The organism is Acinetobacter sp. SFB, assembly GCF_001647545.1.
Taxonomy (GTDB): Bacteria; Pseudomonadota; Gammaproteobacteria; order Pseudomonadales; family Moraxellaceae; genus Acinetobacter.
The window spans coordinates 81,680-103,972 of the sequence record NZ_LSZH01000014.1 but is presented as its reverse complement, the minus strand read 5'-3'; the positions used below and the strand labels follow the sequence as shown (position 1 = coordinate 103,972).

Sequence of the window (22,293 nt, the reverse complement as noted above, 5' to 3'; positions counted from 1 at the left end):
ATTACCCAGTGCATTATCCAAACTTTAATTTTAATTCTCAATGCTGGTCATTGGGCTGACGCATCTCTCCCTAAAAATAATGCGTAGTCCTAAAAAGCCTATTCAAAAATAGTAGAAAACAATGCAAAAAGTTAAAACAGCTACTTTAAACCGTGCCACGCTGATGTTCCCCTTGGCATTGGTCCTGTTTGAATTTTCCGTCTATATCGGCAACGACTTGGTTCAACCCGCCATGCTCGCCATTACCAAAGACTTTGGCGTAAGCAGTTCATGGGCACCATCTTCCATGTCGTTTTACCTGTTGGGTGGAGCTTGTGTAGCGTGGTTGCTTGGACCATTGTCCGACCGTTTGGGACGCAGAAAAGTATTACTTTCAGGTGTACTGTTCTTTGTACTGTGCTGCTTGCTGATTTTATTCACCCAAAATATTGAAAGCTTTTTGGCGCTGCGCTTTTTACAAGGCATTGGCTTAACGGTGATTTCCGCAGTCGGTTATGCCGCTATTCAGGAAACCTTTGAAGAACGCGACGCGATTAAAGTCATGGCGCTGATGGCCAATATTTCCTTGCTTGCACCTTTACTCGGTCCTATCGTCGGTGCATTCCTGATTGATCACGTGTCATGGCATTGGGGTTTTATTGGCATCGCATTTTTGGCTTTTTTAAGCTGGTTTGGTTTAAACGCCAAAATGCCGAACACGAAATTAAGCATTCCCAAACAGCCGCTGATTTATATTTTGGATGACTTTAAAAAGGTCTATAAAAACAAACGTTTTTTAGGAATGACTTTAGCCCTCCCTATGGTCAGTATGCCGCTGATGCTGTGGATTGCACTTTCACCTGTGATATTGGTAGAAGAGTTGGGCTTTAGCAGCATGCAATATGGCTTGGCACAGTTTCCGGTCTTGGGCGGATTAATTCTGGGCAATATCGTGCTGATTAAAATTATCGACAAACTGGCTTTGGGTAAATCGGTACTGATTGGCTTGCCGGTGATGTTGCTGGGAACAGTGGTTTTAATTGCCGGGGTGATTTGGTCGGATTATCTGATCTGGTGCTTAATTGCCGGCATGACTTTAATCAGCTTTGGTGAAGGTATCAGTTTTTCAGTGCTTTACCGTTTTGCACTGATGTCATCAGAAATATCTAAAGGAACAGTCGCAGCAGCCGTGTCGATGCTGTTGATGTTTAGCTTCTTTATTATTATTGAACTGGTGCGGATGATGTATGAGCAATACCATCTTTGGGCATATAGCATAGCGTGTTTTGTTTTAATCGCGCTGTGGTTTAGTTTTCCGCGAAGCATGCTTAAACAGATTTTAAAAGAACGTCTAGAACAGGGAAGGTTTTAGCCGCCTTATTTGTTTCCTCTCCTTGTAGGAGATGAGGAATATATTCCGCAAGGCGAGAGGTTAATCATCCCTTTACCCCTCCTTAAAGGAGGGGAATATAGTGGTGTGAAATAAGTGTTTTCTCTCTTTGTGCGATGAGGAATATATTTCGCAAGGAATGAGGGCGCATCCTTTTAATCAGAAACTATAGCTTGGATTCAGCGATTGGCTGTTCAAAGTTCTTTAATTTGCGATCAAAAACAAAAGTGCCAAACGGTAAAATGGATGCGATTAAACCCAGAATAAACATGTAAATCGACCATTTCTGTCTTTCACATACCGTAAACAACACGATTAAAAACAGCATGAACAGTACGCCGTGCCCCATGCCGACATATTTCACCAAGACTGGATTATCCAGTAGGTATTTCATCGGCATTGCGATAAGCAAAAGCAGCAGAAAGGAAACACCTTCTAAAAGACCAATGACACGTAAAGTTTGAATATTCATGCTCATGCTTAAATTAATCCGAATTAAGCATGAGTTTACTGAGTATTGCAGCGGTAGTGAATTAAAAATAAATATATTTTAAAATATATCAAATACTTATAACCAACTATTTAACTCGGATTATTTGATTTCCTGCTTCAGCAGCTGGCTGTGTAAATCTATAAATTCAGGCAGCGTTTCCATTAATAAGCTGATCTGTTTCAGTGCCAATAATAAATTTTCAGACAAATTTTCTTGTGTACTGATCTGTTGAATGTCGTGCAGCTTGTGCTGAATTTTGTCCATATCCAAAGCTTGTTGCTGCAACAGCACGGCAAATAGAGTGTCTTTACACCACAGCATTAAATCCAGCACTTGTACATCTTGCACCTGTTCCCGGTGACTGCCCAGAGCCGAAACATAACTGAGTTGACTGTGGCTATAGACCAGATAGCGAAAAGCCGCATGAATCAGCGCCTGATTTGGATTGGGTTCGGTACTTAAGCTGGAAATCATGCTCGACAGTTCAATCTGCGCATTGTGTGCGGTACGGCGTGCCCGACGGTAATCCAGACTGTTGTTTTTGCCAAACTGATATTGCTTCACCACCGCATCGAAATACGCCAATGTCGCTTGGTTACTCTTTTTGATGGTGCTGGAAATATTACGAAAGTTCCAGTCGGGCCAGATAAAACTGACCGCAAACCAGGCAATCAGGCAGCCTAAAAGGGTATCGACAATTCGCGGTAAAATAATGGCATAACCTGAGCCTTTTAAATTGAAAATCAGCAGTACCATTAAGGTTGCCATCAGTGTTGCTATGGCGTATTTTTTGGAACGCAGATAGAAAAAACACACGCCAGAAATAATGGTCAGAACCAGTTGCCCTTCAATACTCGGAACAAAATATAAAATCGGCATACCGAAAAGAACACCTAAAAGGGTACCTAAAGTACGTAGTTTCAAACGGCTTTTGGTGGCGAAATAACTGATCTGACAGACGAATAAACTGGTGAGTAAAATCCAGTAACCATTTTTGGCGAAGGGCATTAATGAGATGGCGTAGCCCACGGCAAATACAAAGGCAATTCGCACCGCATGACGAAACAGCGCTGAATTGGGCGTAAAATGTTGTTTCAGTTTCAGCCATAAATCCGGGAGATCCTGAATATCATCATCGAGCAGATTGATATTTTCCTGGTGCTGGAGATAACTTTGACGATAGTTATTTTGTTCATGACTCAAATTTAAAAACTGTTCCTGAATTTTTTTCAGGTTGCGCAGAATCAGCAGCAGGTTTTTTACTTCCAGATTCTGCGGATTTTCCTCAATCCATAATTGAATCGAATTTTCCAGATTGGCAATTGCAATGTCCGTATCTGAATTGGACTGATAAGTCTGATGGTTCAGAATATCGTGCGCCAGTTTCTGACAGGATAAAGCATGCAGTTTTACATTCTTTTGAATCCGAAAAATCAGATCGGTACGGCTAAAGTTTTGATGAATATTTTCATAATGCAGATAGTTTGATGTTGCTTGCTCATGAATGTCTTGCGCCAGAAAATACAGATTGAGCCAGTAAATGGTATTTTTATTGGCACGAGCGGCTTTTAAACGGGTAAGTAACGATGCCTTGGTGATATTCAGGCTTTGTACCACTTCACTGTTTTTTAAGGAAAGCTGATATAGCAGCGGTTCTATATTGTCAGTATTATCCGGATCAAACAGCCGGGCTTTAACCAACAGTAAGTCAGCAATCGCATTGAAATTGGCAGCCAAATTATCTTGTACAGCCTGAGTGGGTTTGAGCAAATAAAAGATAATTGACGTCAAACCATACCACAGCGCACCCAGTACAAAATAACTCGGTTGTTGATACCACTGGTTGTATTCACCCAGTCCAAACATGGTGTAAATGGACAGTAAAATCGTGCCGAAAGAAATGGTGGCATAACGTTGTCCCAGTGCGTCCATTAAAATAAAAGCGGCACTCGACAATGATAAATACAGAATAAAAAGCAGTTTATAAGGATAGAGAAATTCAAGAATACTGCTGACGCCAAAAAACAGAATGCAGACATAGACCAGATTGCGTAAGCGAATACTCAGGCGATCATCAAAATCGGTCAGGGCTGTGGCAATCGCGCCTAAAGTCACTGGCACAATGAACGGCTCACAACCTAAAAAAAGCAGACCTAAAGTGGTTCCAGTCAGGACAATAAAAATTTGCAGACAATAAATTAAAATGGAATTGGATTTAAAACGTTGAAGCAAATCTTTCAGGCTATTCACGAGTTTTCTAAAGTAAAATTTATTATCCCTACAGCCTGAACTTTTTTAAATGTCCTGTCAATTTTGCATGGGCAAACTGCTTAAGGGCATTTATATTTAAAGCCTATTTTAAACTGCGACAGATTTATGCACAAAAAAAGCAGACTCTAGGTCTGCTTATTATTTATATTTTAAATTGATCGTTATTTAATCAATCCACAGGCAATACGGTCACCGCCACCGCCCAGAGGTTTGGGCTGATCGGCATAGTTATCGCCACCGGCATGAACCATAATCGCTAAACCTTGAATGTCGGCCAATTTTAAACGCGGTGCAACCAAAGTCACCTTCGCGTGTCCTTGAGCATCGACATTTAACAGGGGTAAATCACCTAAATGACCGGTAAGTGGCGTTCCGTGATGAGGTGCCTGGTTCGGGTTGAAGTGGCCACCAGCGGCAATTGCTGCACCGATTTTCCCATCTTTTTCAGCCGGATCACAGGAACCTTTTTCATGAATATGAAAACCGTGTGGGCCGGGTGGCAGTTCAGCCAAGTCAGTCATAAGGACTAAACCTGCAGGACTGTCTTTAAACTTGATGGTACCAATTTCTTTACCGACTCCTTGAGCCGATACCGCATGAACGGTCGCCTGGTGATGAGCCTCATGAGATGAGGTAGGTGAACTTGTGCAGCCCAGCAGGGCAAAACTGCTAATCGCACCCAGCATCGTTAATTTAAATAGCGAAGACCACATTGCATTGCATCCTTTACTTTTATTTTGATCTTGACCATTCAAACAAGGCCTCGGATGCAATTCAATAATGATTAAGTATTTGAATGTATGAGTTTCTTAAACTTTAAGCCTAAATTTTATCTGAATTTGATTGGTCTTTATCATCGTCAAGATCATAGGCCATGGTGGATTTTGGCAGCATGAAAGGCTCCAATTCATTGGTTTCATGAAGCCATTCACGCCAAATCGCCAGCAATACCGCAAGAATCACCGGACCAATAAATAGACCGACCAGACCAAAACTGGCAATTCCGCCTAATACCCCAAACATAATCAGCAAGAACGGAATTTGGGTTGCACCCGAAATCACCAGAGGACGAATCACATTATCCGAAGTACTGACAATACAGACACCCCATGCCATCACTCCAATTGCTTCAACGGTTTGACCTTGTGAGAACAGCCATAATGCAACTGAGCCATAAGCCAGTGGTGTTCCAAATGGAATCAGTGCCAAGATGAAGGTCACAATGGTCAGTACCATTGGATTGGGTACACCGGCAACGAAATAACTTAAGCCGGCTAATACGGCTTGCGCCACCGCGGTTAAACCCACGCCATAAACTACAGCACGGGTCGTTTCAGAAATGGTATCTAAATAATGATGCACGCGTGGGCCAATAATCATTTCCAAGGCTCTGCTGACTTGGTTCAGAATGGTTTGACCATCACGGTAGAAAAAGAACAAGGACAATACGGCAAAACCCAGCTTAACGATGTTTTTACCAATCTCATTTAGAACGAAACGACCGTAATTGAGATGACCCTGAATCCAGCTGGAAACCGTTTGCACAATACTGTTCGGATCAGTATTGATGTCATGTAAGGTGCGGCTAACTTCCTTGCCTATAAACGGTAAATCGCGAATAAATTGCGGCACATTTAAGTGACCTGAGAACACCTGTTTTTGTAATTCATAATATAAATTTCGACCTTCATGTTGCAGCATGAAAATGCCGAAGGTCAGCGGAATACCGATCAATAAAATAATCAGGCTGATCATGATCGTTGCGCTTAGGGTGGCACGTGAACCAGACTTGCGATAAATCCATTGATACCAGGGCCAGGTCATATAGGCAATAATGGCTGCCCAAAGTACAGGCACAATAAAGTATTTGAGGACGTTAAAACTCAAGAAAAGGAGGATGAAAAATAATCCAAATAATAGTACTTTTTGTAATGTTGGCGCGTACTGTTGCACTGCATTCACTGTTTTGTTTCTAAGGTCCATGCCATCTTAACTGAAAAAAAAGCTCGCGAGAATGAAAGCCGAGTAAGTTCTAGTGAATAATCAATAAGCAAATACTGCATAGAGAGGCAAAGCTAGAACCTGTAAGCCCCTAAAACCATTTGGTCGGATCATCAATAATGGCATTTAAAACTGGCTGCCACTGGTTTTGCATACTCAAATAATTTTTTTGTGTTTTATCAAACACGGTTAGACCTTGCATGGCCAACTGACTATAAGCGGTTCGTTCAGAAATCCAGGCGACAGGTTGCTGTTCAATTTTATTAAAAAAATCTTGGATTTCTTTAGTGCTGGCACTATTGGCTTTAACGCGATTGGCAAGCAGTAAAATTTGTACTTTACCTTTACGAATACGCTTGATGTCCTGTAAATGCTTCAAGAAACGGCGCGTACTGTCGATGTCGAAAAATGAGGGTTGTAATGGGGTAATAATGGCGTGAGCTTCCCCAATCAGTTGCTCTGCATGTTCACCAGAAAGTGCACCCGGCGCATCTATAATCAGATATTCTAAATTTTTAGGTGCATCACCAATTGATTTTTCATGTCGCCAGTCCAGGCTTTGAATCGGGGCGGCATTTTCAGGGCGGTGTTTAAGCCATTGCAAAGTTGATTTTTGGTTATCGGCATCAGCCAGTGCAACACGGTAACTTTTTTGTGCCAAAGCGGCAGCCAGGCTGATTGCGGTAATGGTTTTGCCACATCCACCTTTCTGATTTGCAATTAAGATTGTTTTCATGACCCTGACGATTTTATTCTGCTCAGTCCTAGCATATCATTGTTTGATGCGACGAATATGACACATGACAAAAGTCTTAAAGACCCATGTGGCGGTACTTTTTTGGATTAGGAAAATAGAATGTCCATCTGGATGGCAATGTTGATCGGTGCATGTATAGGCGTGGTACTCACCACCCTGATTTTAAGCAATACCCGTAATGGACGAGTAAAAGCGGAATATGAGCAGTACATTGCCGAGTTGGAACTGGAGCATCAACAGGCTTTGACCAGTGCCCAAAAGCGGAGTGTCAATACCAGTCGTGCCGTGTTAAAAGGAAAAATGGCAGAGCAAATGGCACCGATTATGCCCGAGTTTCAATATTTACCCAGTGATGCCAAATTCTTGGGTGATCCGGTCGATTACGTGGTGTTTGATGGCTATACCGACTTACGCGATGGTGAAGGACGGGCTGAAGATATAGAAGTGGTACTGATTGATATTAAAAGTGGCGGGGCACGCCTCACCAAGGGGCAACAAGCCATTGCTCAAGCGATTCGAGATGGACGAGTACGCTTTGAAACCATTCGCATCGACTTTGATGATTAAAATGGCGATGAATATGCTATTCCCTTAAATTCCAGGCTTCCTCATCCGAGCTTGAGAAAATTTATAATCTTAGATATTGAAAAATAAAGCAGCATTAATAAATCTAATTTCAGGTTCTATTATTTCGTCTTGTACTTGAGTCAAAGCAGTGCCTTAACGTTGTTCAGATGCGACCCGAGCAGCGCTGCTGCGTAAGGTTTCGGGAAAATGAGGGCTCTCAAATATATTGAGAGCCTAAAAGAAAATCCTTTGTCAGTTAACCACTGGGTCGAATATGCTTTATCTATTCAATCGCTTGAAAACATGATCTTGCAAACAATATCCTGTTCTCAAGCCTGCAACTGACATTTGCATGTAGCCTATTATTTTTTATTCAGCTTATGTCGAACTCCGCTTTTGCTGTTTTTGAACGCGGGCAAAGAGCATGCGCCTGCCAATTTTAGGAATACCGGCGGCATCAAAATAATGCTGTTCTTTAAAGCGAAAATTCGCATCCAGCAGGGCCTGTTCGATATTACGATTCAGGTGACAGCCATCCGCCAGACGTTTTTGAATAGGGGTCAGCAAATTCTGTAGATGCCTCAGAGTATTGTTGTCCTGATACTGCACATGCTCAACCAAATGCAAAGTACCAGTCGGTTTGAGTACCCGATGCAACTCATTTAAGGCTTGGGCTAAATTTTCAATACTGCATAAAGTCCAGGTACTGACAATATGCTCAATACTGTGATCGGCAAAAGGCAGCTTTTCAGCACTGGCCTGAATATGCTGTACATGTATCGCACTTTCATGCACGCGCTGGATCGCCAGTTGATAAATATCGGCATTGGGTTCGAGGGCGTAGAGCGTATCGACATTCTGATAAAAAGGTAGATTTACCCCTGTGCCAAAACCAATTTCTAACACTTCACCGGAAATGGGTAATAGTAATTCACGACGTTGATCCATCAGGCTCGGTGTTTGCATGACTTGATTGAGTAAATGCGGGAAAATGTGTTGCTGATAAAATTTATAAATCATTGAAGGCTTAATTTTTCTTTATAGGTGGCTATTTTAATAGATATTTCAGTCAATTAATAAGACAAAAAAGTGACTGAATATATCTATATTGTTACCAAGTCTATATACCCATTTAAGTTTCATGACTTAAGATAAAAGCTGAAATAAAAAATTCGTTTTGAGGTATGCAGATGACTAGACAATTATTATTCAGTGCTTTACTTGCAACCAGCATGTTGCAAATGAGTGCCAGTGCATCTGTCGATCATAATATTTCTAAGGGTTTGGCACCGGTTGCTAAAGACCAATCCATTAAAAAGCTACAATCCTTTAGAGGTGATTTTCGTATTTTAGGTTCGAAAATTTATACCAACGATGAGCAAGCCAAGTTTTCTCCAATTGATTATGCGGTCAGTTGGGGTTTATTTGCCGAACCTGAAATTGCACGACATATATCGGTCAATCAGTATGACCGCTACTTGAACTGGAAGATTGACCGTTTGCCGGTGCCGAAAGAGCAAGCCATGCAGATGGTGTCAAATATGCACATTATTCCGGCAAATCCACAGATTGCCAAACAAATTAAAAATGTAAAACGGGGTGATTTGGTGCGTTTAACAGGCGAACTGGTCGAAATTAAAGATAAAGATTTGGTCTGGACTTCATCTCTAACCCCGACAGATACCGGTGATGGCGCATGTGAATTATTCCGTGTCAGTTCAATTGAGTGGATAGAAAAGGTAAAAGGTTGATCATTTTTAACTCCCTCCCTTGTACACTCAAAACATATTTTGAGAATTTTCAGCTTTATACAAGGTAAGATAAAAAACCCTCTTTGATAAAGAGGGTTTTTTATAGGATGGAAGCTTATTTTGCTGTTAAAGCTTGGCCTTCAAACTGAAGACCATCCCATCCATTTTGCATAAACTGGCGAATATTTTGGTGGTCGGTGGCTTCAGGTGTAGCCAATACCGCAGCATAATGTTCAGCAAACAGGCTTAAAGTCTGCGCTTGATCTAAACCATTTAACTGAGCAAAAGAAAAAACTTTTGCACTGCCTTGATTTTCAGTCGCAGCATTGGCTTGTTGGCCATTTTTAAATGCTGTTGGTGTGTGATTGTAACGGGCTTCAATAGATGCAATCACATCTGCAAATTTCACTTCGTCTGCTTGAAGTTGTGCCAATAAATCTTGAATCATGATTTCCTCAGTCCCTATAAACAGTCAATTTAACCGCAAGACTATAGCAATTTTTATGCATTTTATTCAGCATTATTTCTTTGGAAAAGATACACAATTATGCAAAAGTATTGTTCAATGAAAACAGGGCAGTGAATAAAGATGGGTGAGACACACCCGATACTGGATGAAATAAATAAATGAACTGGTTACTGGTAGCGATGGGTGGGGCGATTGGCGCAAGTTTGCGTTATGGCGCAGGTGTATTTTTACTGAAACCGACCAGCGTATTTCCTTGGACCACCTGGTGGGTGAATATCTTTGGCTGCCTGCTTGCCGGTATTTTCTTTGCCTGTAGCCAAAAATTCCCCAACTTGCAAAATGAAGCGCGGCTGTTGTTGATGGTCGGAATTTTAGGCGGCTTTACCACATTTTCAAGTTTTGGTCTGGAAACCTTTCAGCTGTTAAAACATGGTCAGACCACACTTGCTTTGAGCTATGTGATTTCCAGTGTGATCATCGGAGTGATTGTTTTGGCATTGGGTTTCTATCTGTTTCAATGGGTATTACACAGCAAATAAAAGCTGAATGATGTTTGAGTTAAAAATACAAAAGATAAAAAAAGAAGCCTAAGTGGAGGATGCTTAGGCTTCTGAATAAGGAAAAAATAACAAGCTCAGCTTAACTGAATATTAATTTAATGTGAGTGTTTGAAACGTGCGAAACGTTTGTTGAAACTTGCCACACGACCTTCATTGCTCGCCTGACGTTGTTCACCGGTATAAAACGGATGAGATGCACTCGAAACATCTAAAGTCACGTAAGGATAATCCTGACCTTGATAACTCTTGGTGTGTTGGGTTTGCAAGGTACTTCCAATAACGAAATAGGCATCCGCATTGGTGTCATGGAACAGCACTTCACGATATTCTGGATGGATATTGGTACGCATGATGAACTCCAAAATTATTGTTAATATGGTTATGTTATATCATAACATTATATTTTGCAAATAAAACCCAAATCAGCAGCCGTATTTGGGTTCTATGAAAGACTTATTGGCGTGGTGGAACCAGTTCATCAAACAGGTCATTAAGATTGTCATGCATTTTTAAATGAATCATGTTCCAGTAATGACCTGAAACGGTACGATTGACCATCAATGTCTCTGGTGAAGGCTTAAATACATCCCAATATTTTAAAGAAGGTTTAAGTAACTCCATGCCATCATGATGGGCCGAATTTTCTTCGAAATCATACATCGTGGTGAGTGGGCGCATCAGGACTTCTAACCATTGCTTGTACAGTTCAGCCGGGAATTTCCCCTGTTCTGAAATGGCATGCAGGGCATCTAGCTGTTGTTCCATCTCAGTAATATTACCTTCACGGGCGGACTGCACCAAATGTTTAAAGTGTTGTACAGTTTCACTGGATAATACTTTTACACCGCCGTAATCGTAAATCACCACCGTGCCATCTTCACGGAAGGCAAAGTTGCCTGGATGCGGGTCGCAGTGGAAACGTTTCAAATAGAAAATCTCTTGCCCAATGGCACGAAATAAACGGCGACCCAGTTCATTACGGGTATCTTGAGACCAGGTACTCGCAGTTTCAATACTTTCACCCGGTTCCAGGCTTAGGGTTAATATATGTCGTGAAGAATAATCTTTATAGACTTGCGGAATAATAATTTTACTGTCTAAGCTTTGGTGAAATGTACGCGCCACTTCTAAGTTTTGCGCTTCAATCTCATAGTTCAATTCATTGTCTAAACTTTCCTGAATTTCCTTGAACAGTTGATCCTGTAATTTGCGATCAACCTTCAATACACCCATTAAACGTAAAGCCAAACGCACCTGTTTCAGATCGCTTTCGCAGGCTTCATCGACACCCGGATATTGTACTTTCACCACCACTTGTTGCCCGTTCGGCAAGAAAGCTTTGTGCACTTGGCCAATAGAAGCTGCGGCAAAAGGCTGTTCATCGAAGTGTTTAAAGATTTGATCGAGCGGTTTACCCAGTTCTTTTTCGACTTGGGCTTTAATTTCAGCAAAAGGCATTGCAGGAGCCTGACGCTGTAACTTGCTAATGGCACGCGCCACTTCAGGCGGAAAGATGTCTTTATATTGTGACGCAATTTGCCCCACTTTCATGACCGCACCCTTCATTTCGCCAAGGGTATCTGCAATTTGTAGACCTATATCTTGAAAAAGTTTACTGCGAGAGGCATTTTTTTGTTCTTCATCGGCATTAAAATTTTTGATCGAATTTGTGACGGTTTTAGTTGCGATGCTCGCCGTCATACTGGCAAGTTTCATAAAACGACGACCGGGTGTGCTAGCCGTTTTTGCCATGCGATATTCCTCAAGATCATCATAGATGTATTTCAATGATCATAGGGCTTAAACTTGCTATTGCCTACTTTAAATTGTTAAAAGCTGCATTTTTACTGTTCAATTTTAAAAATTAAAAATATTTTTTGTAGCTTAAATTGATGAAGTTTTTATGATTATTTTTTATTGATGTTGCTGTTTATCTCATTCCTTTTTCATGAGAAAAGGAATGAGATCGAAAGATTTAAGCCATTTTGATACGGTGATTAATCATATATAAACGGGTCAATAACAGCACACAGGCCACCGTTAAACCCACAATCAAACCGACCCACACTCCAGCCGCTTTCATTTCTGTAAAGCGTGCCAGATAAATCCCAACAGGGAAGGCAATGACCCAATAAGCGATCATGGTGATCCACATAGGAGCTTTGGTATCTTGCATGCCACGCAGACAACCTGCGGCACTGACTTGCCAGGCATCCATCAACTGATAGGCAATTGCAAATAACAACAGATACATCGCTACCTGTGCTACCTCATAATCTGAAGTGTAAATCGAGACAATTTCAGGACGGAAGAACCAGATTAGCGCCATAGTGGCAAGCGCTAAAATGGTTCCGGTCAGTAATCCCAGATACTGAACTTTACGCATTGCTCGCCAGTTTTTTTCACCATAATAAGTCCCTACACGAATGGTCAGTGCAATTGCGAGTGACATCGGAATCATAAACAATTGCGACGTCACGGAAATGGCAATCTGGTGCGCTGCAACCAAGGTTTCACCTAAAGGGCTTAACACAATGGCTGCGGTACTGAAAATGCTGACTTCAAAAAATATCGCTAAACCAATCGGCAAACCGAGCTGTAAAATACGCTTTACCCAATACGGATCAATTTTTTCCCACGCTGCGAAGACTTGGGTTTTACGGTAAGCCTTGCCTTTAAACACATAAGTTGCCAAAGCAATGAACATCAGCCATTGCAAAATAGCCGTAGCAAAGCCACAGCCTGCACTGCCCAGTTCAGGAATCGGGCCTAAGCCATACATGAAAATAAAGTTCAGTGGCACCAGTGCAACCAGCGCAACCAGACTAATGACAGTAACAGGGCGTGGATAACCCAGTGCTTCCGAGTAGCCACGTAGCGCTGCATACATGGTGACTGCAGGCATCCCTAAACCAATGGCATGCAAGAACAAGCTGGCTTTTGGCAATAACGCTTCAGGTACGCCTAAAACAGGCAACAAAAATGGCATGACTTGTAAAATCAATGCGGCAATGATTCCGAGAATAAAAGCTACCCAGAGTGACTGCCGGGCAATAGTGGCAATTTTTTCCGGAGTACGTGCGCCGTTGGCTTCGGCAACCAAAGGAGTGGTCGCAATCATGATGCCACTGAATAACAGCATCACCGGAATCCATAAACCCACCCCGACTGCAATGGCTGCAAGGTCAGTTGGCGAGAGATGTCCTGCCATAATGGTATCAATTAAGCCCAAACCTGCTTGGGCAAATTGGGTGATTAAAATGGGAATCATCAAATGAAAGAGTTGCTTTAATTCAAAGCGGTTTGTTGTCGTTAAAGCAGTGACATTAGACACAAAAAATACTCATTATTTATTAATAAAGATCATGATCTTTAGCGTTGCAAAGTAAGCAGCACGCCAATGAAAACAATCATACTTCCTAAAAAGCGTTGCCAGTTGATCGGGGTTTTTTCAGTGCCAAACCAGCCAAAATGATCCAGTAACATCGACATGGCGATTTGCCCAAAAATAACCAGCCCGGTCAAGATGAGAAAACCAAGTTTAGGCACAGCATAGATACTCAAACTGATAGCATAAACGCCTAAAAAGCCACCTAACCAAAGAAACCAGGGAATCTGGGTTAAAGTTGAAAAATGAGGTTTTTCTGCGGATTGAAAAAACACCAGTATGGCAAGCACTATTGTACCTACCAAAAAAGATAAAAGGGCAGCTTGCAAAGGAGAATGTAAATATTCACGTAATTGGTTATTTAAGGCATTTTGCAAACTCATCGCAACACCGATGCCCATCGCAAGCGGTAACAAAAAAAGTAACTGACTGGATATTTTCATCATATTAAGTATGTATTCTTGTTGAATTTTTCTCAGTCTAAAACAATCCCTAACAGTATTCCTTAGTGTCTTGATGCAGTCATGTTAAAATATATTTCCCGTATTTTGTTGTTTTGAGCTTAATCCTTGGCTGAATTAAATCCTGTGCTTGTTCCATTATCTTTATATATTCATATGCCTTGGTGTGTGCGTAAGTGTCCCTATTGCGACTTTAATTCGCATGCCGTGCCTGATGGAAAACTGTCTTTAGATTTAGAGCAGGAATATTTGCAGGCCTTGGTTGCAGACTTCAAAACCCAGCTCGATTTTGCTCAAGGTCGCCAGATTCATAGTGTGTTTATTGGTGGCGGTACGCCATCTTTAATTTCAGCCAAAGGTTATGTGTGGTTGTTCAATCAACTAAAAAGCATTATTACCTTTGAAGATGGCTGTGAAATCACCTTAGAAGCCAATCCCGGAACTGTGGAGCATGATCCTTTTGCAGGTTATTTAGAAGCAGGAATTAACCGTCTTTCTATTGGTGTGCAAAGTTTTAATACGGATCACCTAAAAAAATTAGGGCGTATTCACAGTAATGATGATGCAATTAATGCCATTCATCTGGCCCGTGAGGCTGGTTTTGAACGCATCAATGTCGATTTGATGCATGGCCTGCCAGAGCAGACTTTAGAGCAAGCGTTACTGGATTTAAAACTGGCGGTAGAAAATGGCGCAACCCATGTGTCATGGTATCAACTAACCATTGAACCGAATACCGTATTTTTCCGCACTCAACCAGTTTTACCTGTAGAAGACGTGCTGGAAGATATTCAGGAACAAGGCGAAGCTTATTTAAAAGCGCAAGGTTTTGTGAATTATGAAGTCTCGGCCTGGCGTAAGGAAAAACCATCTGTACATAATTTAAATTACTGGCAGTTTGGTGATTATCTAGCAATTGGCGCAGGGGCGCATGGCAAAGTGACCCAATCTGATGGCGTGTACCGTTTTCAGAAAACCCGTTTGCCAAAGGATTATTTGGCCAAAGTTCCTGCCGAGCATCTTCAGCTTAAAAAAATTGAAAATGAAGAGATGCCGTTTGAATTTATGATGAATGCCTTACGGTTAAATGAGGGCGTAGAAGCAAAAATTTATCATGAGCGTACAGGTTTAGACTTGACTGATTTAGATGAACTTTTAAATTCACTACGTGCTAAAGATTTGATGGTTGAAGATCAAAAACGTTTGTCTTGTACAGCGCAGGGACATGTGTTTTTAAATTCGGTACTGGAAGAGTTTCTTTAAATAATCTCAATAAAGTCGTAACTTTCGGTCACACGATCAAAAGTAGGATGGGTACTTATATTTTTTATAACTCTCAAAGCTATGAATTGATTAATCCGTAGCTTTTCTATTTCGACTAAAACAGATTTTTCTAATCTCACTCGGTAAGTTTTTTATCTTCATCAACTAATATAATTTTTCCTGAACGGTCGAGATTTTGAACAATACCTGATATTTCACATTCTAAAGGTGGTTCAATATCCAGATCATTTAAAAAGTTAATTGCATTTTCAATTTTTGTAGAATTTCCCATCCAATAATATTTTTTTTCTTGATGTGAATCCCAACATAATTCGAAATCTAGGTGATTACTTCTTAAAGCTATTAACATGGATTTAATACTTAAAATACCTTTATTTCCCATTACGGAAAATACTTCATTATTAGATTTAGGGTCTTCTAAAGATAAAAAGAATTCAAACCAATTGCTTAGTGTATTTTGAGATAAACTCCACCCAAATAAATCAGGTTGAATTTCAAGACTGATCACGAATTTTGTAGAGCCTGAAACAATATTTGCCAGCCTTAAATCTAATTCGGTTTGGTTAATATATTCTGCATACTTTTGTGGTTTTCGAACCTTTGTAGAAATTGTAATAAGACTCTCTGCTAATCCTTTAGACAGTATTGCATGTAGCATTAGAGGAAGAGATCCATTATGGGCTTTTTCACCAATAAAACGTACTTCAAGAATTTCTTTCTCGCGTTTTAATTGCAATTGATATAATTGGTTTCTTAAATCTTTTACATGATTTTCAAAAGAAACTAAGCTAGCTTTTTCAAAATCATCGGATTCATCTAAATTTTGTTTCTTTACAAGAAGAATGCTTTCAGCTTCATTTAATTTTTCATTAAGAGTGTGAATTTGCATTTGCAAAGATCCTAAGTTGTAGAAAGCCTTTAGCCTCTTTTAACTGATTTAGACTAAAAAGTCCCTGCCAATAGAAATGTTCTTTCTCATCATCTTTATCTCTGAAAAATAAATCACATCCATATCTTGCTCGAATTAAATCACGATTATTTAAAAAATCTAAGAGTTTAGTTTTTATTTTTTGAGGTAAAGAATTGACTTGTTTTTTATCTAAAAAAATTACTAAATCTAAGTCGCTTGGGTGCGGTTTTAAAGAACAGCATGATCCATCAATCCAAATAATTAAGTCAATTGAATACTGTTTTAATTCATTAACTAACTCTCTGAAGCGATTACAGAGATAAGTGCGTGTTCTTTTATCTTCGAATGGAAACAGAATTTTACTTTCAAGAGCATCAAGCTCAATACGGTGTAATCCAGGCTCTAATAAAGTTGGATAAATATATTTGTCTCCAATAAATCTTTCTGGATCAGTTTCTATGAACTCTATTTTTTGGATACCGTTCATCTTTTATAAATTAAATATTTAATTTAATAATTATTAGCACATTTATAGAACAATAAAAAGAGCGCCGAAGCGCTCTTTTATTTTGAGTTAAAATTTACAACTTAGTAGTCAAAGCTGAAATGTTCAGGGGCTAAAGAAATCATGGTTTTCGATGGATTCACCATGGCTTCGGCATGACCCTGAGTACGCGGCAATATACGCTCGAAATAGAAATCGGCCACTTTGATTTTGGCTTTATAGAATTCAGGGGTTTCTGCGCCGTTCCCCGATTCTAGTTTCTCAGAAGCGACTGCAGCTTGTTGTGCCCAGTAGTAAGCCATCATTGCATAGCCAGAGAACATCAAGAAATCTGTAGATGCTGAAGAGACGATATCGCGGTCTTTACGTGCTGCAAGCATGATGCGTACAGTTAACGCATTCCATTGTGCACAAATCTTGGTTAAGTCCCATGCAAAACGGCGCATGTATTTGTTGCGTGCATGACGACCACAGAAACGTAAGATTTCAGCAGTGTAGTCACGAACCACTTTGCCTTTAGAAGACAGCAAAACTTTACGACCAATCAGGTCAAGTGCCTGAACACCGGTTGTACCTTCATATAAGGTCGCAATACGTGCATCACGTGCAATTTGTTCCATGCCATGTTCTTTAATATAACCATGACCACCAAACACTTGCATACCGTGATTAGCCGCTTCCAGACCCAATTCAGTCAAGAAACCTTTCAAGATAGGGGTATAGAAACCAAGTTTGTCATCATATTCTTCAAACTTCGCTTGGTCGCCTTGAGTCAGCGCATCGGTCATTTTGTCAGCAAGCTGTGCAGCATGATAAATCATGGCACGACCACCTTCCGCAATGGCTTTTTGCGTCAGCAGCATACGGCGCACGTCAGCATGGTGAATAATCGCATCTGCCACTTGCTCAGGGTCTTTCTTGCCTGATAGCGCACGCATAGACATACGTTCTTTGGCATAGGGCAATGCACCCTGGAAAGACAATTCTGCATGGGCAATACCTTGAACTGCTGTACCAATACGTGCAGTGTTCATGAAGGTAAACATCGCATGCAAACCTTTGTGCTGTTCACCAATCAGGTAACCTGTTGCAGCATCAAAATTTAAAACCGCTGTTGCAGAAGCGCGAATTCCCATTTTGTGTTCAATTGAACCACAGTTCACAGGGTTACGTTCACCTATGCCACCCTCAGCATTCGGGGTAAATTTAGGCACGATAAACAGCGAAATACCACGCGTACCTGCAGGCGCATCAGGAAGGCGAGCCAGTACAATATGGACAATGTTTTCAGTCAGGTCATGTTCACCTGCAGAGATGAAGATTTTTGTCCCGGTAATTTTATAGGTACCATCCGCTTGCGGTTCAGCTTTGGTTTTGACTTGTCCCAAATCTGTACCGCATTGTGGTTCAGTCAAACACATGGTGCCCGACCAGGTTCCCGCAGTTAAATGCGGCATATAGATATTTTTTTGTTCTTCAGTTCCGAACTGCATGATGGTATTCATACAGCCCATACTCAAACCCGGATACATGGTAAATGACCAGTTCGCCGTACCCATCATTTCAGATTTGATCAGGTTAAGCGACATCGGCAAGCCTTGACCACCATACTCTTCCGGATAAGACAGACCTTGCCAGCCACCTTGCACAAATTGGTCATAGGCTTCTTTAAAGCCTTTTGGTGTTCTGACTTCGCCATTTTCAAAATGACAGCCTTCCTCATCACCCGACTGATTTATAGGAGAGAGAATGTTTTCACAAAAATCTGCTGCACCTTCTAGAATCATGTCTACGGTATCAGGGTCGGCAGCTTCGCCATTCGATAAAGTTTTATAATGTTCTGGGTAATCAAAAACTTCATTCATTAAAAAGCGAATGTCGTGTAAAGGGGCTTTATAAGCTGGCATAGTGTTAATCCTAATTTAGAAATAGTTTTGGATTACGAATCGATAGTTTGATTATTCACATTGTTCATCAAAATACATTGATGGTGTAGCCTGGGAAAAATGTCAGAAAGGCGAATTGTAAGTAGATAAATTTAACTATTAATGTAACTGATTATATTGTTTGGTTCACTTTCTTAATGTATTTCATGTAAATAGATGTTTTAAATAATAATTAAATTAGACAGTTATTGCCTATAGTGAGTTTTGGATAGGTGAATATTTGAATAATTCTCATGAACTACATTTAATAAAACATAATGTCATAAAATCCAATTCAAAAATATATTTTGTGGGTAATATTGAAAAGAAGCAAGGGTTTACTTCTTTTCGATTGCTTTATTTCATCTGGCTAAAGAAAATCTTTCAGTGCTGGCTTCACGCCATTCCAGATCGAGAAAGATTCAATCGCTTGACCGACCAACATGCCATAACCTTCTGAAGTGGGAATACCGCGCGCCCTGGCTTGATCTAAAAAGCTCGAAGGTTTGCCATAGGCCATTTCATAAGCATGTTTAAACTGTAAAGATTCAGGTAAAACCAGAGGATCACCACTTAGGCTGGCAGAGGTGGCATTAATCACAAGATCGAACTCACCAGTCACATCATTTAAAGAAATTGGAGCCAGTGTGGCTTGCGGAACTGCATCTTTTAAATCGGCAACCAGTTGCTCGGCACGGGCCAGGGTACGATTGGCAATCACGATTTTTTTCACCCCCGCCTGAACCAAAGGGTAGACCACACCACGGGTTGCTCCACCGGCACCAATAATTAAAAGATCCGTATTTTCCAGGTTCCAGTCTAGCGCTTTAATCGCATCGACCAAGCCTTGACCATCGGTATTGTCACCATGCAGCTTGCCATCTTGCATCCACAAGGTATTTACCGCTTTGGCAATTTTGGCCCGTTCTGTTAAAACCTGACATTGAGCAAAGGCCTGTTCCTTAAAAGGCACGGTCACGTTCAGGCCTATGCCTCCCTGGGCAAAGAATTCTTTTATATTGGCTTCAAAACCATCAAGAGGGGCAAGACGTTTGCTGTAATTTAGATCAATGCCTGATTTTTTGGCAAAAGCATGATGAAGTTCTGGCGAGCGTGACTGTTCGATTGGATGGCCAATCACCGCGAATTGTTTGCTCATTTCACAAGATCCATGTGCGGAAATGGCATTCAATATACGTGATTTTTCGATCAGGCTAAAGTCAGAAGAAGGGAGAAAATAAAAGTTAAAGGTCTATAAAAGTAAAAGGGAAACGGAAAAAACTAGAGAGGATTGAAACAATCTTAAGGATTACAGATTTCACGAACCAAGTCTTCTAGCCACATTGCTGCGGTAAAAAACAAGGCAAATCCTGCAAATATAGTAAATGTAATCGATAAACTATCGGAAAGCGTGCTTTCGGATGATAAGGTAGTAATGATGGAAGCTATGATCAGGGTGAAAATGGACCAAAATAAAACCACCTTATGATTTAAAATTTTATCTAACATTGTTGGTTACCTAAAGCACGCTTTTTTAGTTGATATGTGCTTTTAAAATATGTGTGAATAGTATATTGAATTGATAAGTCTAAACGATTTTATAAATTCTATAGAGTGTTGTGCTGTAAGAAAATATGTCAGTAGAATTATTATGAATGAAATATGATGAATCTTGTATGCCATAAAAGTATTGATTTAAAGTTTTATTCTTATAAGTTTTTGAATTTTCAATTTAAAAAAATGATGCAGATAAATAAATCCCTTTGTCCAGAAATGGAAAAAGGGATTGAATGTTTTAAATGTATTATTAATTATTGCAGTTCAGTCAACCAATCTTGCGGTTTTAAATAATAGTCCGTTAAGCGTTTTTCCGCAGAATCTTGTTCCCATTCCGGACGATATGACCAAGCGGCAAGCGGGGGCATACTGACTAAAATTGATTCAATCCGACCACCGGTTTGCAGACCAAATAAGGTGCCACGGTCATAAACTAGATTATATTCCACATAGCGGCCACGACGGTAGAGCTGGAAATCGCGTTGCGCTTTGGTATAGGGTTGATTTTGATGACGCTGGAAAATTGGCAAGATTGCTTCTAGGTAACCATTGCCGACGGCCTGAATGTATTTAAAACAGGTTTCGAAATCCCACTGATTTAAATCATCAAAGAATAATCCGCCTACACCGCGTTGTTCATCACGATGTTTTAAATAGAAGTAGTCATCACACCACTTTTTGTGTTCGGGATAAACCGTATCACCAAATGGCGCACACAGATCATGGGCTTTTTGGTGCCAGTCCAATACGTCCTGATCATCTGGATAGAAAGGGGTTAGATCAAAACCGCCACCAAACCACCATACAGGATCTTGTCCTTCAGGCTCTGCCACAAACAAACGCACGTTGGCATGAGAAGTTGGAACATTCGGGTTCTTAGGATGAATCACCAAAGATACACCTAATGCTTGTGCTTTTGCTCCGGCAATTTGTGGATGACGTTCTGTTGCCGAAGCCGGTAATTTTGAAATATTGATGTGAGAAAACATCACACCACCTTTTTCAATCACGGTGCCATTTTGCAAAACACGTGAACGACCGCCACCGCCTTCCGGGCGTTCCCAATCATCAATCTCAAAATGAGCAGTGCCGCCACTCTCTAATTCTCGTTGTTCCAAACCTGCACAAATACGGGCTTGAAGGTCGAGGAGAAATTCGCGAACGCGTTGAATATCAGCTGAAGTTGGGTTCTGCATAGATGACCTCTATTGCCTAATTTTAAGGACTAAATACATCAAAACATAAAGTCATAAAAAAAGTAAGGGATTTTTTAACATCTTGTAAAAAATCCCTGATTACTGTGATTTATAAAGCTTTATAAAGTGAATTAGAAGTCACCTTTTTTATACATGTGCGCCATACGTTCGTGTTTGGTTTTTAGGTATTCTGCATTGAACGGATTTAAGCCCACGGTGAGGGGGACACGATCAACCACATCAATACCCAGTTCTTCTAATGCGGCAATTTTTGAAGGATTATTGGTCACCAATTTGACCTGTTTCACCTTTAAATGCTCAAGCATGATCGTGCACATGTCATAACGTCGTGCATCTGCAGGCAAATTCAACATCAGATTGGCATCCACGGTATCATGTCCCTGATCTTGCAGGGCATAGGCGCGAATTTTATTGGTCAGCCCAATACCACGACCTTCTTGGCGTAAGTATAAAATCACCCCCTGACCCACTTCGTTAATCAACTTGAGTGTTGCCTGGAGTTGCGGTCCACAGTCACATTTCAGTGAGGCAAAGGCATCACCGGTTAAACATTCAGAGTGAATGCGAACCACCACCGGATCAGTCGGTGCTGTCTCTAGACCTTTAGAAAGTGCGACATGTTCTTCACCGGTTTGAGGATCTTGAAATACAGTGATTTTAAATTCACCAAAAGCGGTTGGTAATCTTGAAGTTGCGACAAATTCTATCGGCACTGCTTAACCCGTCAAATAGTTCATTAATTAGCTGAAGTATAGCGTAATGCTTGGACATTGGTAGAATTGCTATGCTGAAATTATGCAGAAGATTT

General features: G+C 40.7%; 23 protein-coding genes. 5 read left to right on the top strand and 18 right to left on the bottom strand.

What is annotated here, in order from left to right; genetic code table 11:
- Positions 1-121 precede the first annotated feature (121 nt).
- The gene (gene craA / locus AY606_RS11765) at positions 122-1,351 is read left to right on the top strand and encodes a chloramphenicol efflux MFS transporter CraA (RefSeq protein ID WP_067868728.1); all 1,230 of its coding nucleotides are present in this window, start codon (positions 122-124) and stop codon (positions 1,349-1,351) included.
- A gap of 184 nt (positions 1,352-1,535) precedes the next feature.
- Here craA and AY606_RS11760 read toward each other — a convergent pair whose 3' ends face one another.
- From AY606_RS11760 to AY606_RS11740, 5 genes are all read right to left on the bottom strand, one after another.
- Positions 1,536-1,841: a DUF3817 domain-containing protein gene (locus tag AY606_RS11760; RefSeq protein WP_067868726.1), complete on the bottom strand. Its 306-nt coding sequence runs from the start codon at positions 1,839-1,841 to the stop codon at positions 1,536-1,538.
- 120 nt (positions 1,842-1,961) lie between these two features.
- On the bottom strand, positions 1,962-4,112 hold the full coding sequence (gene yccS, locus AY606_RS11755; RefSeq protein WP_067868724.1) for a YccS family putative transporter: 2,151 nt from the start codon (positions 4,110-4,112) through the stop codon (positions 1,962-1,964).
- Between the two features lie 182 nt (positions 4,113-4,294).
- A complete protein-coding gene (gene sodC, locus AY606_RS11750; RefSeq protein WP_067868723.1) occupies positions 4,295-4,846 on the bottom strand; it encodes a superoxide dismutase family protein in 552 nt (183 codons plus the stop codon).
- 109 nt (positions 4,847-4,955) lie between these two features.
- The gene (locus AY606_RS11745; protein WP_171255413.1) at positions 4,956-6,086 is read right to left on the bottom strand and encodes an AI-2E family transporter; all 1,131 of its coding nucleotides are present in this window, start codon (positions 6,084-6,086) and stop codon (positions 4,956-4,958) included.
- 139 nt (positions 6,087-6,225) lie between these two features.
- Positions 6,226-6,870 carry a nucleotide-binding protein gene (locus tag AY606_RS11740; protein ID WP_067868719.1) on the bottom strand — a complete coding sequence of 215 codons (645 nt, stop codon included), beginning with the start codon at positions 6,868-6,870 and terminating at the stop codon, positions 6,226-6,228.
- 120 nt (positions 6,871-6,990) lie between these two features.
- Here AY606_RS11740 and AY606_RS11735 point away from each other — a divergent pair, with 120 nt between their 5' ends.
- A complete protein-coding gene (locus tag AY606_RS11735) occupies positions 6,991-7,458 on the top strand; it encodes a Holliday junction resolvase-like protein (protein ID WP_067868716.1) in 468 nt (155 codons plus the stop codon).
- Between the two features lie 378 nt (positions 7,459-7,836).
- Here the strand turns inward: AY606_RS11735 and AY606_RS11730 are convergent, their stop codons facing one another.
- Positions 7,837-8,478, bottom strand: coding sequence for a class I SAM-dependent methyltransferase (locus tag AY606_RS11730; protein WP_067868713.1), 642 nt, complete (start codon positions 8,476-8,478; stop codon positions 7,837-7,839).
- A 170-nt stretch (positions 8,479-8,648) separates the two neighbouring features.
- On the opposite strand from AY606_RS11730, the gene AY606_RS11725 reads away from it, so the two are divergent.
- Positions 8,649-9,209, top strand: a complete 561-nt coding sequence (locus AY606_RS11725) for a hypothetical protein (protein ID WP_067868711.1) — start codon at positions 8,649-8,651, stop codon at positions 9,207-9,209.
- A gap of 115 nt (positions 9,210-9,324) precedes the next feature.
- Here the strand turns inward: AY606_RS11725 and AY606_RS11720 are convergent, their stop codons facing one another.
- Positions 9,325-9,657, bottom strand: a complete 333-nt coding sequence (locus AY606_RS11720) for a HopJ type III effector protein (protein ID WP_067868709.1) — start codon at positions 9,655-9,657, stop codon at positions 9,325-9,327.
- A 179-nt stretch (positions 9,658-9,836) separates the two neighbouring features.
- On the opposite strand from AY606_RS11720, the gene crcB reads away from it, so the two are divergent.
- Positions 9,837-10,217, top strand: coding sequence for a fluoride efflux transporter CrcB (crcB, locus tag AY606_RS11715; RefSeq protein ID WP_067868707.1), 381 nt, complete (start codon positions 9,837-9,839; stop codon positions 10,215-10,217).
- 116 nt (positions 10,218-10,333) lie between these two features.
- Here the strand turns inward: crcB and AY606_RS11710 are convergent, their stop codons facing one another.
- The 4 genes from AY606_RS11710 to AY606_RS11695 all read right to left on the bottom strand — a co-directional run bounded on the left by AY606_RS11710 (position 10,334) and on the right by AY606_RS11695 (position 14,072).
- Positions 10,334-10,588 (bottom strand): type B 50S ribosomal protein L31, encoded by a 255-nt coding sequence (locus AY606_RS11710; RefSeq protein ID WP_067868705.1) that lies wholly within the window; start codon positions 10,586-10,588, stop codon positions 10,334-10,336.
- 103 nt (positions 10,589-10,691) lie between these two features.
- Positions 10,692-11,990, bottom strand: a complete 1,299-nt coding sequence (locus AY606_RS11705; RefSeq protein WP_067868703.1) for an ABC1 kinase family protein — start codon at positions 11,988-11,990, stop codon at positions 10,692-10,694.
- Positions 11,991-12,213: 223 nt separating this feature from the next.
- Positions 12,214-13,572, bottom strand: coding sequence for an MATE family efflux transporter (locus AY606_RS11700; RefSeq protein WP_067868701.1), 1,359 nt, complete (start codon positions 13,570-13,572; stop codon positions 12,214-12,216).
- A gap of 38 nt (positions 13,573-13,610) precedes the next feature.
- A complete protein-coding gene (locus AY606_RS11695; protein ID WP_067868699.1) occupies positions 13,611-14,072 on the bottom strand; it encodes a DMT family transporter in 462 nt (153 codons plus the stop codon).
- Positions 14,073-14,195: 123 nt separating this feature from the next.
- Between AY606_RS11695 and hemW the strand changes: the two genes are divergently transcribed.
- A complete protein-coding gene (gene hemW / locus AY606_RS11690) occupies positions 14,196-15,350 on the top strand; it encodes a radical SAM family heme chaperone HemW (RefSeq protein ID WP_067868696.1) in 1,155 nt (384 codons plus the stop codon).
- 136 nt (positions 15,351-15,486) lie between these two features.
- Here hemW and AY606_RS11685 read toward each other — a convergent pair whose 3' ends face one another.
- The 7 genes from AY606_RS11685 to ribA all read right to left on the bottom strand — a co-directional run bounded on the left by AY606_RS11685 (position 15,487) and on the right by ribA (position 22,198).
- Positions 15,487-16,260: a hypothetical protein gene (locus AY606_RS11685; protein ID WP_249409247.1), complete on the bottom strand. Its 774-nt coding sequence runs from the start codon at positions 16,258-16,260 to the stop codon at positions 15,487-15,489.
- Positions 16,241-16,768 carry a DUF6932 family protein gene (locus AY606_RS11680; protein ID WP_067868693.1) on the bottom strand — a complete coding sequence of 176 codons (528 nt, stop codon included), beginning with the start codon at positions 16,766-16,768 and terminating at the stop codon, positions 16,241-16,243. Before AY606_RS11680 ends, AY606_RS11685 begins: the two co-directional genes overlap by 20 nt.
- 101 nt (positions 16,769-16,869) lie before the next feature.
- Positions 16,870-18,693, bottom strand: a complete 1,824-nt coding sequence (locus tag AY606_RS11675) for an acyl-CoA dehydrogenase C-terminal domain-containing protein (RefSeq protein ID WP_067868683.1) — start codon at positions 18,691-18,693, stop codon at positions 16,870-16,872.
- Between the two features lie 388 nt (positions 18,694-19,081).
- Positions 19,082-19,870, bottom strand: coding sequence for a shikimate dehydrogenase (gene aroE, locus AY606_RS11670; protein ID WP_067868682.1), 789 nt, complete (start codon positions 19,868-19,870; stop codon positions 19,082-19,084).
- Between the two features lie 143 nt (positions 19,871-20,013).
- A complete protein-coding gene (locus tag AY606_RS11665; RefSeq protein ID WP_067868681.1) occupies positions 20,014-20,220 on the bottom strand; it encodes a hypothetical protein in 207 nt (68 codons plus the stop codon).
- A gap of 302 nt (positions 20,221-20,522) precedes the next feature.
- On the bottom strand, positions 20,523-21,464 hold the full coding sequence (gene hemF, locus AY606_RS11660; RefSeq protein WP_067868680.1) for an oxygen-dependent coproporphyrinogen oxidase: 942 nt from the start codon (positions 21,462-21,464) through the stop codon (positions 20,523-20,525).
- Between the two features lie 131 nt (positions 21,465-21,595).
- Positions 21,596-22,198, bottom strand: a complete 603-nt coding sequence (gene ribA / locus AY606_RS11655; protein WP_067868678.1) for a GTP cyclohydrolase II — start codon at positions 22,196-22,198, stop codon at positions 21,596-21,598.
- Positions 22,199-22,293: the final 95 nt, after the last annotated feature.